At 65.0% G+C, this 12,340-nt stretch carries 8 protein-coding genes and 1 riboswitch; of the genes, 5 read left to right on the plus strand and 3 right to left on the minus strand.

The window, feature by feature from the left end:
- Positions 1–1,025 precede the first annotated feature (1,025 nt).
- The 3 genes from recA (at position 1,026) to AC24YW_RS14520 (ending at position 3,210) form a co-directional block, all read left to right on the plus strand.
- Positions 1,026–2,114 (plus strand): recombinase RecA, encoded by a 1,089-nt coding sequence (recA, locus tag AC24YW_RS14510; protein ID WP_487483385.1) that lies wholly within the window; start codon positions 1,026–1,028, stop codon positions 2,112–2,114.
- A gap of 100 nt (positions 2,115–2,214) precedes the next feature.
- Entirely contained in the window at positions 2,215–2,694 is a 480-nt protein-coding gene (locus AC24YW_RS14515; RefSeq protein WP_487483386.1) for a hypothetical protein, read from the plus strand.
- 51 nt (positions 2,695–2,745) lie between these two features.
- Positions 2,746–3,210, plus strand: coding sequence for a hypothetical protein (locus AC24YW_RS14520; protein ID WP_487483387.1), 465 nt, complete (start codon positions 2,746–2,748; stop codon positions 3,208–3,210).
- 133 nt (positions 3,211–3,343) lie between these two features.
- Here AC24YW_RS14520 and gcvP read toward each other — a convergent pair whose 3' ends face one another.
- The 3 genes from gcvP to gcvT all read right to left on the minus strand — a co-directional run bounded on the left by gcvP (position 3,344) and on the right by gcvT (position 7,878).
- Positions 3,344–6,211 (minus strand): aminomethyl-transferring glycine dehydrogenase, encoded by a 2,868-nt coding sequence (gene gcvP / locus AC24YW_RS14525; protein ID WP_487483799.1) that lies wholly within the window; start codon positions 6,209–6,211, stop codon positions 3,344–3,346.
- A gap of 142 nt (positions 6,212–6,353) precedes the next feature.
- Complete coding sequence (gcvH, locus tag AC24YW_RS14530; RefSeq protein WP_487483388.1) at positions 6,354–6,722, minus strand: glycine cleavage system protein GcvH; 369 nt, start codon at positions 6,720–6,722, stop codon at positions 6,354–6,356.
- Between the two features lie 10 nt (positions 6,723–6,732).
- Entirely contained in the window at positions 6,733–7,878 is a 1,146-nt protein-coding gene (gene gcvT, locus AC24YW_RS14535; RefSeq protein ID WP_487483389.1) for a glycine cleavage system aminomethyltransferase GcvT, read from the minus strand.
- A 146-nt stretch (positions 7,879–8,024) separates the two neighbouring features.
- Positions 8,025–8,116: riboswitch (glycine riboswitch) on the minus strand.
- Between the two features lie 310 nt (positions 8,117–8,426).
- On the opposite strand from gcvT, the gene alaS reads away from it, so the two are divergent.
- Together alaS and AC24YW_RS14545 are read left to right on the plus strand one after the other, a co-directional pair.
- Positions 8,427–11,105 (plus strand): alanine--tRNA ligase, encoded by a 2,679-nt coding sequence (alaS, locus tag AC24YW_RS14540; protein WP_487483390.1) that lies wholly within the window; start codon positions 8,427–8,429, stop codon positions 11,103–11,105.
- A gap of 7 nt (positions 11,106–11,112) precedes the next feature.
- Positions 11,113–12,339 carry a cyclic nucleotide-gated ion channel gene (locus tag AC24YW_RS14545; RefSeq protein WP_487483391.1) on the plus strand — a complete coding sequence of 409 codons (1,227 nt, stop codon included), beginning with the start codon at positions 11,113–11,115 and terminating at the stop codon, positions 12,337–12,339.
- Position 12,340 lies beyond the last annotated feature (1 nt).

The following is a 12,340-nucleotide window of genomic DNA, read 5'->3' on the forward strand; positions in this document are numbered from 1 at the left end:
GACGATGCATTAGGATCCGGAAATGGATCCGCGTCTGTTCAGTTGTGCACGCAGGGCGATGCGGCTGCCTGACGATCCGGCATGGCTGGTCTGTCAGACCCCGGGGCGACTTCAACCACAGAGGCCACCGATCCCGGCGACCTCCGGTCATCCCAGGAACCTGTCAAAAGCCACCAAGGCACCGAACGAGGTTACGGTGACGGCGAGGAAGGCCACGAAATACCATAGGCGGTGCATGGCCGGATAACGGGGGAGGCTCCGCCATGGTTCGATGAAGTTGGCGGGGCCAGTCCGTGGGTGTCGTGACCAAATTGGAAAGACAATCCGGGTACTGGCCTAATTAGGACGCCTGCGAAGAATCCAACGGACCCAGTAACGAAGCGGCGAGAGCGGAAGCACTTCCAATTCTTAACGGAAGACGTGGGTAATCCGCATGTACCGCAGTCACTACCCTGCTAAGAGCCACACCGAACGGGCAATGGAGGTTCTTTGAGACACTATTTTGACAAGCCTTCCCGCCTGCACAGCCCGACTTGTTTCTCGCGGACGAAATTGAGCGGCTGAGACTCGCCCCACCCGACGGAGAGGTCGCCAACTGAGGCGGCCTTACATCCAAACCTCTTCGCGGCATTCGTAGCACCGATAGATCGGCACCAATCGATCCTGCTTAATGTCAAGGATGGACGTGGTGTAGCGCGAAGGCATTTTGCACTTCGGACATGGTGGTCCCGGCTGCGGGGGCCGGGGCGACGATGGCTCAGCTTCCCTTGTCTCGGACACGACTCACCTCGTTGCGGCGCGAGGTTCCTAAGTACCAAAGTGGACAATCAGTTCCCATATCAAAAGCGAATTAGGACAAGGCGAAAATCAAATTCGGACACTTGGGGTCAAATACGGACAGTACCAAAATCCGCGAAAGAACATATTGCGAACCTAGAACAAATAGAGTACATTGCTTTTATCGCCGAGCTGCCTCGCAACCGTTTGTCCCTCACGCGAATCCTCGCCATAAGGAGCACGACCCAATGTCCGCAACTGCCCTGCGTATCGTCGAAGGATCCTCCATGGACAAGAGTAAAGCTCTGGCCGCCGCGCTCTCCCAGATCGAGCGGCAGTTCGGCAAGGGCTCGGTGATGAAGCTCGGCAAGAACGACCGCTCCATGGACATCGAGGCGGTGTCCTCCGGCTCGCTCGGGCTCGATATCGCGCTCGGCATCGGCGGCCTGCCCAAGGGACGCATCGTCGAGATCTACGGGCCGGAATCCTCCGGCAAGACCACGCTGGCGCTGCATACGGTGGCGGAAGCGCAGAAGAAGGGCGGCATCTGCGCCTTCATCGACGCCGAGCACGCGCTCGATCCGGTCTATGCCCGCAAGCTCGGCGTCAACATCGACGAACTGCTGATCTCGCAGCCCGACACCGGCGAGCAGGCGCTGGAAATCTGCGACACGCTGGTGCGTTCGGGTGCGGTCGACGTGATGGTGATCGATTCGGTCGCGGCGCTGGTGCCGAAGGCCGAGCTCGAGGGCGAGATGGGCGATGCGCTGCCGGGACTTCAAGCGCGGTTGATGAGCCAGGCGCTGCGCAAGCTGACCGCCTCCATCAACAAGTCCAACACCATGGTGATCTTCATCAACCAGATCCGCATGAAGATCGGCGTGATGTACGGCTCGCCGGAGACCACCACCGGCGGCAATGCGCTGAAATTCTACGCCTCCGTCCGTCTCGACATCCGCCGCATCGGCGCGATCAAGGAGCGCGACGAGGTGGTCGGCAACACCACGCGCGTCAAGGTGGTCAAGAACAAGCTGGCCCCGCCGTTCAAGCAGGTCGAGTTCGACATCATGTATGGCGAGGGCGTCTCCAAGATGGGCGAGATCCTCGATCTCGGCGTCAAGGCCGGCATCGTCGAGAAGTCCGGCGCCTGGTTCTCCTATGACAGCCAGCGCCTCGGCCAGGGCCGCGAGAACGCCAAGGCGTTCCTGAAGGGCAACCCCGACATCACCGCCAAGATCGAGACCGCGATCCGCCAGAATTCCGGCCTGATCGCCGAGCAGATCCTCGCCGGCACGCCCGAGCGCGACGCCGACGGCGAGGAGCCGGCGGACGAGTAAGCCTTTCCGCGGAAAGTTTTCGCGAGGAGCGGGCACTGAGGACGTTGAGTTGCCGACGTCTTCGGTGCCCGTTTCGTTTTTGCGTGAGGGTGCGTCGACGATGAAGCGTGTGATCCTGACCAGTTCCTCCGGCGTCGGTCTTGCCCACGCCGGTCGTGCTGACATGGTCGTCCCGTTGATCTTTCGGTTCGTTTGCGGGCCGTTGCCTACGTCGCACCACCTCGAGGACTATCTTACGGGAGGCTATTACAGGGGCGATCCCGAGGTGCGGTGGTCCGATCTTGTTGGCCGGTTGCCTCAGACCGGTCTCGCGCACAAGGAGACTGGCCTGGTTCGGTTTTGCGAGACCTATGGCGTCGAGCTCATCGAGCTGTGGTTCGACCCTGAGCCTAACAGTCAATTGCAATTGATCTGGATCCTGGACTATCTGCGGTCCCATCCATCGATCACCGATTGTCTGAGACTGCGACGGGTCAATTTCGATCTGCGCGAAGCGGACGGCCCGCAACTTCGCGATCGTACGGTGCGGGAATCGGAGATCGCAGAGTGCGACTTCGAGATAGCCAACATGGCCTGGTAAGCGTATCGGGCGCCGACGCCTGAACTTTGCTTTGGGTTGCTGACAAGGGATTTGCCCAGGCTACCTTTCCTGAAGCCGGCTCTGGAAGCATTGCTAGCTGAACTGCCGTCGCCAATCACTGGATTGGGCGCGACGGAGGCGCGGCTTATCGAGCTGATTGCAAGGGGGCACAACCGTACAAAAGAACTGTTTCAGCCGGGCGGGCTGCTCGAAACGCGCGTGTTCGACCAGTGGGAGCTGGGTCCGTTGCTCGAAGGGCTTGCGTCGGGCCCGATGCCGGCGGTCGCAGGTCTCGATCCGAAACTCGCGACGCTCGCCCCGCACGATGCGCGAGGTCGCAGCGCCGCCTATCGTCGGAGCCGGTTGTCGCTGACTGAATTTGGCAAAGCGGTTCTGGAAGGCCGCGAAGATTTCCGTCGCCACAATCCGATTCGACGTTGGTGGGGCGGCACGCTTCTCACCTATGACCGGTTGTGGCGGTGGGATCGCGAAAGCCGGTTGTTGATTGCGCCCTAGCGGCGCATTCGGTGTTGTAGGGTGGGCAAAGGCGCACTTGCGCCGTGCCCACCATCTTCCAACTTCGCGAGAGGTGGTGGGCACGCTTGCGCTTTGCCCACCCTACGAGGCTACGAGACGTCCCGTCGCGTCTTTACTCCGCAGCTTCCGCGTAATCGCTCACCGGCGGACAGGAGCACACCAGGTTGCGGTCGCCGTAGACGTTGTCGACGCGCCCCACGGGGCTCCAGTATTTGTCGGTGCGCGAGACGCCGGCGGGGAAGCAGCCTTCGCTGCGGGTGTAGGCGCGCTTCCAATCGTCGTCGGCGATGTCGTGCACGGTGTGCGGGGCGTGGCGCAAGGGCGAAGCCTCGATCTTGAAGCGGCCGGCCTCGACCTCCGCGATCTCCTTCCGGATCGCGATCATGGCATCGCAAAAACGGTCCAGCTCGGCTTTCGACTCCGACTCGGTCGGCTCGATCATCAGCGTGCCCGGCACCGGGAAGCTCATGGTCGGGGCGTGGAAACCGTAATCGATCAGGCGTTTTGCGATGTCGTCGACGGTGACGCCGCTGGTCGTCTTCAGCGGACGGGGATCGACGATGCACTCATGGGCGACGCGGCCCTTCGCGTTCTTGTAGAGCACGGGGAAATGCGGATCGAGGCGCGCTGCGATGTAATTGGCGTTGAGGATCGCGATCTCGGTGGCGCGCTTCAGGCCTTCGCCGCCCATCATCAGGATGTAGATGTAGGAGATCGTGAGGATCGACGCCGACCCGAACGGCGCGGCCGAGACCGGGCCGACCGGAGCATCGGCCTTGGTGGCGGGATGGCCGGGCAGGAAGGGCGCGAGATGCGCCTTGACGCCGATCGGACCCATGCCGGGGCCGCCGCCGCCATGCGGAATGCAGAAGGTCTTGTGCAAATTGAGATGGCTGACATCGGCGCCGTAATCGCCAGGGCGCGAGAGGCCGACCTGGGCATTGAGGTTGGCGCCGTCCAGATACACCTGGCCGCCATGGGAGTGGACGATGTCGCAGATCTCGCGAATGTGCTCCTCGAACACGCCGTGGGTCGAGGGATAGGTGATCATGATTGCGGCGAGGTCGTTCGCATGCTTCTCGGCCTTGGCGCGGAGGTCATTGACGTCGACGTCGCCGTTCTTCTCGCAAGCGACCACCACGACGTCCATCCCGACCATCGCAGCCGAGGCCGGATTGGTGCCGTGGGCGGAGGAGGGGATCAGGCAGATCCTGCGATGGCTTTGCCCGCGCGCCGCATGATAGCCCCGGATCGCGAGCAGCCCGGCGTATTCGCCCTGTGCGCCCGAGTTCGGCTGCAGCGAGATCGCGTCATAGCCGGTGATGTCGCACAGCCATTTTTCCAGCCGTGCGAACAGCGCGTGATAGCCGCGTGCCTGCTCGCGCGGGGCGAACGGGTGCAGCGAGCCGAATTCCGGCCAGGTCAGCGGCATCATCTCGGTGGTCGCGTTCAGCTTCATGGTGCAGGATCCCAGCGGGATCATGGCGCGGTCGAGCGCGAGGTCGCGGTCACTGAGCTTGCGCATGTAGCGCAGCATCTCGGTCTCCGAGCGATGCGCATGGAACACGGGATGGGTCAGGAACGCCGTGGCGCGCTTCAATGCGTCCGGCAGCGCCTCGCGCGTCTCGGCCTCGATCTCGGCATAGGCGAGCGTGCCGCCGAAGGCGCGCCAGACCGCTTCGACCGTCGCCGGCGTCGTGGTCTCGTCGAGCGCGATGCGAAGCGCGGCATCACCGATGCCGAGATTGATCTTCTCGGCCAAAGCGCGCGCGACGATCTCCTCGCGCTTGCCGCCGGCCTCGACGCTGAGCGTGTCGAAGAAGTTTTCGCTGGCGAGCGCAAAGCCGAGCTTGCGCAAGCCGGCCGCGAGCACGGCGGCACGGCGATGCACGTTGCGTGCGATCTGCGTCAGGCCATCGGGGCCGTGATAGACCGCATACATCGAGGCGATCACGGCGAGCAGCACCTGCGCGGTGCAGATGTTGGAGGTCGCCTTCTCGCGGCGGATGTGCTGCTCGCGGGTCTGCAGCGCGAGGCGATAGGCCGGCATTCCGCGCGAATCCACGGAGAGGCCGACGATGCGGCCGGGCAGCGAGCGCTTCAGCGCATCGCGCACGGCCATATAGGCGGCATGCGGGCCGCCATAGCCCATCGGCACGCCGAAGCGCTGCGCCGAGCCGATGGCAATGTCGGCGCCGAGCTCGCCGGGCGAGGCGAGCAGCGTCAGCGCCAGCAGGTCGGCGGCGAGAATCGCGAGCGCGCCCTTGGCCTTCAGCGCCGCGATCGCGGGCCTGAGGTCGCGCAACGCACCGGAAGAACCGGGGTATTGCAGCAGCGCGCCGAGCACGTCGGCCTTGTCGAGATCGGTGAGGGGATCGCCGACGACGAGAGTCCAGCCCAGTGGCTCGGCGCGGGTGCGCATCACCGCAAGCGTCTGCGGATGCACGTCCTTGTCGACGAAGAAGGCCTTGGCCTTGACCTGCGAGTGGCGCTCGGCCAGCGCCATGGCTTCGGCCGCCGCGGTGGCTTCATCGAGCAGCGAGGCGTTGGCAACGTCGAGCCCGGTGAGGTCGCAGATCATGGTCTGGAAGTTAAGCAGCGCCTCCAGCCGGCCCTGGCTGATCTCGGGCTGATAGGGCGTATAGGCCGTGTACCAGGCCGGGCTCTCCAGGATGTTGCGCTGGATCACCGCGGGCAGGATCGTGCCGGAATAGCCTTGGCCGATCAGCGAGGTGAAGACCTGGTTCTGGCCTGCAAGCTCGGCCATGTGCGCGATCGCCTCGGTCTCGCTGAGCGGCTTGCCGAGATCGAGCGGGGCGGCCTGCCGGATCGATGCCGGCAGCGTCTCCGCCATCAGCGCGTCGACGCTCTTGGCGCCGACCGCCTCCAGCATCGCGGTAACGTCGCGCGGGGAGGGGCCGATGTGGCGGCGGACGAAAGAGGTGGCGGTGTCGCCGTTGGACTTGCGGTGCGCGGTCATCATGGGTCCTCGCTAAAAGGCTTCTATCTTCGCCGTCATGCCCGGGCTTGTCCCGGGCATCCACGTTCTTCGTCCCGTGACAAGGCCGTGGATGGCCGGGACAAGCCCGGCCATGACGACCGTGGAAAGATCGCGTGTCATCTCACGCCGTATGCGCCTTGTAGGCGGCTTCATCCATGAGGCCGCCGAGCTCGCTTCTGTCGGTCATCCTGATCTTGAAGAACCAGGCCTTGCCTTGCGCATCCGAGTTCACCAGCGCCGGCTCGGCCGCGAGCTCGGCGTTGGTCTCGAGCACTTCGCCGGTCACGGGCGCGTAGACGTCGGAGGCGGCCTTGACCGACTCGACGACGGCGGCGGCTTCGGCCTTCTTCAAGCTCCGGCCGACCTTGGGCAGCTCGACGAACACGACGTCACCGAGCTGCTGCTGCGCGTAATCGGTAATGCCGACGGTCGCGACATCGCCGTCGATGGCGAGCCATTCATGGTCGGAAGTGTACAGCGTCGTGGTCATTGTCTCGTCCTCAGCGTTTGTAGGTGTTTTTCACGAAGGGCATGGCGGCGACCTGCAAGGGCAGTCGCTGGCCGCGCACCTCGGCGAAGAGTGTTGTGCCAAGCGCGCTCGACGCGGTGGGCACGTAGCCCATGGCAACCGGCGCATTCAGGCTGGGGCCGAAACCGCCCGAGGTGACTTGTCCGATCGGCTCGCCGCCCGCCTCATTCGCAAACAGCAGCGCGCCCTCGCGCACCGGCGCGCGGCCCAGCGCGCGTAGGCCGACGCGGCGGCGGGATGCGCCTTGGTCGAAATGAGCGAGGATCGTCTTTGCGCCGGGGAAACCGCCAGCGCGTGCACCGCCGCTACGGCGGCTCTTCTGCACCGACCATTCCAGCGCGGCCTCGACCGGCGTGGTCGCAGTGTCGATGTCGTGGCCGTACAGGCAGAGCCCGGCTTCCAGCCGCAGGCTGTCGCGGGCCCCGAGGCCAATCGGGAGCACGTCGGGATCTGCCAGCAGTATTTTTGCGAGCCGTTCGGCATCGCCCGACGGAACCGAGATCTCGAAGCCGTCCTCGCCGGTGTAGCCGGAGCGCGAGACGAAGCACTTGATGCCCGCGACCTCATGCGGGCCGGCGTCCATAAACTTCATGCCAGGCGCCTCTGCACAGAATTTCGCCAGCACAGCTTCCGCCTTCGGACCCTGCAGCGCGATCAGCGCGCGGTCGGCAAGCTGGTCGATCACGCAGGCGTCGGACAAATTGGCGCGCAGATGCGCCTCGTCCGCGGCCTTGCAGGCGGCGTTGACGACCAGGAACAGGTGATCGCCGAAATTGGCGACCATGAGGTCGTCGAGAATGCCGCCGTCGTCATTGGTGAACTGGGCATAGCGCTGCCGCCCCGCGGCGATCGCCACGATGTCCTGCGGCACAAGCCGCTCCAGCGCGCGGGCGGCGTCCTCGACCGTCCCGGATTTCGGCCGGAGCGCGAGCTGACCCATGTGGGAGACGTCGAACAGGCCCGCCTTGGTGCGGGTATGAAGGTGCTCTTTCAGCACGCCCGCGGGGTACTGCACGGGCATGTCGTAGCCCGCGAACGGCACCATCTTGCCCCCTAAGGACACATGGAGGTCGTAAAGGGGGGTACGTTTCAGGGAGTCTTGGTCGTGCGCTAGCATCTTGAGGGCCCTCGGCGGTTCCCCGGGGAGGATTCCCCGATGGACACCAGTCGAAGCCCCATCTGTCGCTGTGCCTGAGAGTATTATCCCGTCGGCGGACGCTGTCCGGGTCTTAAACCCGTCGGCGCCTCTTTCCAGATGCTGTCAAAGCCACGCGGTCCTTTTGCCTGAGAGTTTCCGGGGCGGTTGCTCCTTCGGCGCCGGCTACCAGGTAGCCGGTCTCTCCCGACGTGGCCGTACGATACAGATGGGTAGAGACCACAGCGGAGCCAAGCCTGTCAACGCGTCCGCGCGCCCTATCCAACGGGATTGCGCGCCTGCGGCAACCCTCTGATCTCCTTGCACAGTTTCTGGACAGCGAAGCTGGCCTTGTCTAAAAGCGCTTTGGCCCGCAGATATCAGCCTTAACGGTCCGGTTTGGACGGCGAAAAGCGGGCCCTAAAGCACGATGCGTCATCGCGCTTTAGTTCTTTGTTTGAGCATGATCTTTCCGGAAAACCGCTTCGCACTTTTCCGGATCATGCTCTAGCACACCCGACTGGATGAACATGAGTGGCGTCAACGAGATCAGGTCGACCTTTCTGAACTTCTTTGCCGAGAACGGCCACGAGATCGTGCCGTCTTCGCCACTCGTGCCGCGCAACGATCCGACGTTGATGTTCACCAATGCCGGCATGGTGCAGTTCAAGAACGTCTTCACCGGCGTCGAGAAGCGGCCCTATCAGCGCGCCACCACCTCGCAGAAATGCGTGCGCGCCGGCGGCAAGCACAACGACCTCGACAATGTCGGCTACACCGCGCGCCATCTCACCTTCTTCGAGATGCTCGGCAATTTCTCGTTCGGCGATTACTTCAAGGAGCGCGCGATCGAGCTCGCCTGGAAGCTGATCACGAGCGAGTTCGGGCTGAAGAAGGACAAGCTGCTCGTCACCGTCTACCACACCGACGACGAGGCGGCGGGGCTGTGGAAGAAGATCGCCGGCTTCTCCGAGGACCGCATCATCCGCATCCCGACCTCGGACAATTTCTGGGCGATGGGCGACACCGGGCCGTGCGGCCCGTGCTCGGAGATCTTCATCGACCGCGGCGAGCACATCTGGGGCGGTCCTCCCGGCTCGCCGGAAGAGGACGGCGACCGCTTCCTCGAATTCTGGAATCTCGTGTTCATGCAATACGAGCAGGTGACGAAGGAGGAGCGCGTCGGCCTGCCGCGTCCCTCGATCGACACCGGCATGGGCCTGGAGCGCATGGCCTGCATCCTCCAGGGCGTCGAGAGCGTGTTCGAGACCGACCTGTTCAAGAACCTGATCGACGCGGCCGCGTCCGCGCTCGGCAGCGGCCCGAACGAGGAGAACGTCGCCTCATTCCGCGTCATCGCCGATCACTTGCGCTCCTCGGCCTTTTTGGTCTCCGACGGCGTGCTGCCCTCGAACGAGGGCCGCGGCTATGTGCTGCGCCGGATCATGCGCCGCGCCATGCGCCATGCGCAGCTGTTAGGGGCGAAAGAGCCGCTGATGCATCGGCTGGTCTGGGCGCTGGTGCGCGAGATGGGTCAGGCCTATCCGGAATTGATGCGCGCGGAAAAGCTGATCGAGGAGACGCTGCGGCTGGAGGAGACCCGCTTCCGCAAGACTCTTTCGCGTGGCTTGGCGATCCTGGACGAGAAGAGCGCGGGCCTGAAGAAAGGCGACATGTTCGACGGCGACGTCGCCTTCACGCTGTATGATACCTACGGCTTCCCGCTCGACCTGACGCAGGACGCGCTGAAGTCGCGCGGCATCGGCGTCGATCAGGCGGCGTTCACCGACGCGATGGAGCGTCAGAAGGCCAAGGCGCGCGAGTCCTGGAAGGGCTCCGGTGAGGCGGCGTCCGAGGCGATCTGGTTCCCGCTGCGCGAGAAGCTCGGCGCCACCGAATTCCTGGGCTACGAGACCGAGAGCGCCGAAGGCGTGGTCTCGGCGCTGGTCAAGGACGGCACTGAAGTCACCAGCCTCAAGGCCGGCGAGACGGGCGCGCTTCTGCTGAACCAGACGCCGTTCTATGCGGAGTCCGGCGGTCAGGTCGGCGACACCGGCGTGCTCTCGGGCGAGGGCGGCATCAAGGTCCGCGTCACCGATACGCAGAAGAAGCTCGGCGATCTCTTCGTCCACATCGGCACGGTCGAGAGCGGCGAAGTCAAGCTCGGCAGCGCGCTGCAGCTCGAGGTGGATCACGCACGCCGCTCGACCATCCGCGCCCATCACTCTGCGACCCACATCATCCACGAGGCGCTGCGCCAGGTGCTCGGCGATCACATTGCCCAGCGCGGCTCGATGGTCGCGCCGGACCGGCTGCGCTTCGACTTCGTGCATCCGAAGCCGATCACTCCGGAAGAGCTCGCCCGGGTCGAGGACATCGCCAACGACGTGGTGCTGGAGAACGACGAGGTCACCACGCGCGTCATGGGCGTGGATGAGGCCCGCGAGGCCGGGGCGCGCGCGCTGTTCGGTGAGAAATATGGCGATGAGGTCCGCGTCGTTTCGATGGGCAGGACCGCGCGCGAGCGCGGCGCCAATGCGCTCGGCTGGTCGGTCGAGCTCTGCGGCGGCACCCATGTGAAGCGCACCGGCGATATCGGCCTGATCACGGTCACGAGCGAAAGCGCAGTCGCCTCCGGCGTGCGCCGCATCGAGGCGCTGACGGGCAACTACGCCCGAAGACATGCCAACGACACCATGGCGCTGGCGAAAACCGCAGCGAACGAACTGCGCACCTCGCTCGACGACGTCCCGGCGCGCATCGCCGCACTGATGGAGCAGAGCAAGAAGCTCGAACGCGAGCTCTCCGACGCCCGCAAGAAGCTGGCGATGGGCGGCGGTGCCTCCGCCGGCAACGGCGCAGCCTCAAGCGTGCGCGAGGCCGGCGGCGTCAAGCTGATGGCGCGTGCGGTCGAAGGCATCGAGATGAAGGATCTCAAGAGCCTCGCCGACGACGGCAAGAAGCAGATCGGCTCGGGCGTCGTCGCCATCGTCGGCGTCACCGAGGACGGCAAGGCCGGAATCGTGGTCGGCGTCACCCAGGACCTCACCGCGCGCTTCAACGCCGTCAATCTGGTCCGCATCGCCTCCGAGGCGCTCGGCGGCAAGGGCGGCGGCGGCCGGCCCGACATGGCCCAGGCCGGCGGCCCCGATGGCGCCAAGGCGTCCGAGGCTCTGAGCGCGATCGAAAAAGCCATGGCGAGCGCGTAAAATCGCCATGCGCCCCGTTCCGCGCGGACGTGGGCTTCGCGATCCCGATCTTCGGGATCGCCTCTACGACCTGCTGGAGCACGATCCCCTGGCCTATTCGGTCGGGTCGCGCTTCATCCAGCTCATCATCGGCGTCATCGTGCTCAACGTCGCCGCGATGATCCTCGCCTCGGTGCCGGAGCTCGACGCGCGGTTCGGCGCGCTATTCGCGGGCATCACCATCCTGTCCGTGATCGTGTTCGCGCTGGAATATGCGGCGCGGCTGTGGACGGTGGCGGGGCATACCCAGCGCAAGGGATCGGCGCTGTCCGACCGGCTCTCCTATGCCGTCTCGGCGCTGGGCATCATCGATCTCATGGCGTTCCTGCCTGCGGCGATCGTGCTCGCCACCGGAGAGCACGCGACGCTGGCGGCGCTCGGCGTGCTGCCGTTCTTCAAGCTGATCCGCTATTCCCCGGCGATGCGCTCGCTGCTCGCCGCCGTCCATGCCGAGCGGCGCGCGCTGATCGGCTGCGTGGTCATCCTGATCGGCGCGGTGCTGACCTTCGCCTCGCTGCTCTACGCCATCGAGCGCGACGTGCAGCCGGACAAGCTCGGCACCATCCCGCAGGCGATGTGGTGGGCGATCGTGACGCTCGGCACCGTCGGCTATGGCGACGTCGTGCCGGTGACGCCGCTCGGCAAGTTCGTCTCGACCTTCGCGATCATCGCGGGCTTTGCCATGATCGCGCTGCCGGTCGCGATCATCTCCTCGGCGTTCGCCGAAGAGGTGAAGCGGCGCGATTTCGTCGTCACCTGGGGCATGCTGGCGCGGGTGCCGCTGTTCGCGCACCTCTCAGCCGCGGAGATCGCCGACATCATGCGCCTGCTCAGGGCGCGCACCATCGAGCAGGGCGAGATCCTGGTGCGGCGAGGCGATGTCGCCTCGTCGATGTATTTCATCACCGCCGGCGAGGTCGAGATCGCGCTGCCGAACCAGCATGTGCGCCTCGCCGACGGCACCTTCTTCGGCGAGATCGCACTGCTGCATAAGACCAAGCGCAGCGGCACGGTGACGGCGACGCGCAAGAGCCGGCTGCTCGTGCTCGATGCCCAGGATTTTCATGCGCTGATCGCGCGCATGCCGACGCTCGCGGACCACGTCCACGAGACCGCCAAGGCGCGCCTCGCCGATACCGGCGATCTCGCGCTGGCCGAGCTCGCGCAGGCGGAGAAGGAAGGCGAGGGCGGCTGAG

Source organism: Bradyrhizobium sp. USDA3516, from assembly GCF_057651995.1.

Bases quoted from the DNA above. Each gene is read 5' to 3' on its own strand.
- recA (WP_487483385.1), top strand. From the start codon at position 1,026: ATGTCCGCAACTGCCCTGCGTATCGTCGAAGGATCCTCCATGGACAAG.
- AC24YW_RS14515 (WP_487483386.1), top strand. From the start codon at position 2,215: ATGAAGCGTGTGATCCTGACCAGTTCCTCCGGCGTCGGTCTTGCCCAC.
- gcvP (WP_487483799.1), bottom strand. From the start codon at position 6,211: ATGACCGCGCACCGCAAGTCCAACGGCGACACCGCCACCTCTTTCGTC.
- gcvH (WP_487483388.1), bottom strand. From the start codon at position 6,722: ATGACCACGACGCTGTACACTTCCGACCATGAATGGCTCGCCATCGAC.
- gcvT (WP_487483389.1), bottom strand. From the start codon at position 7,878: ATGCTAGCGCACGACCAAGACTCCCTGAAACGTACCCCCCTTTACGAC.
- alaS (WP_487483390.1), top strand. From the start codon at position 8,427: ATGAGTGGCGTCAACGAGATCAGGTCGACCTTTCTGAACTTCTTTGCC.
- AC24YW_RS14545 (WP_487483391.1), top strand. From the start codon at position 11,113: ATGCGCCCCGTTCCGCGCGGACGTGGGCTTCGCGATCCCGATCTTCGG.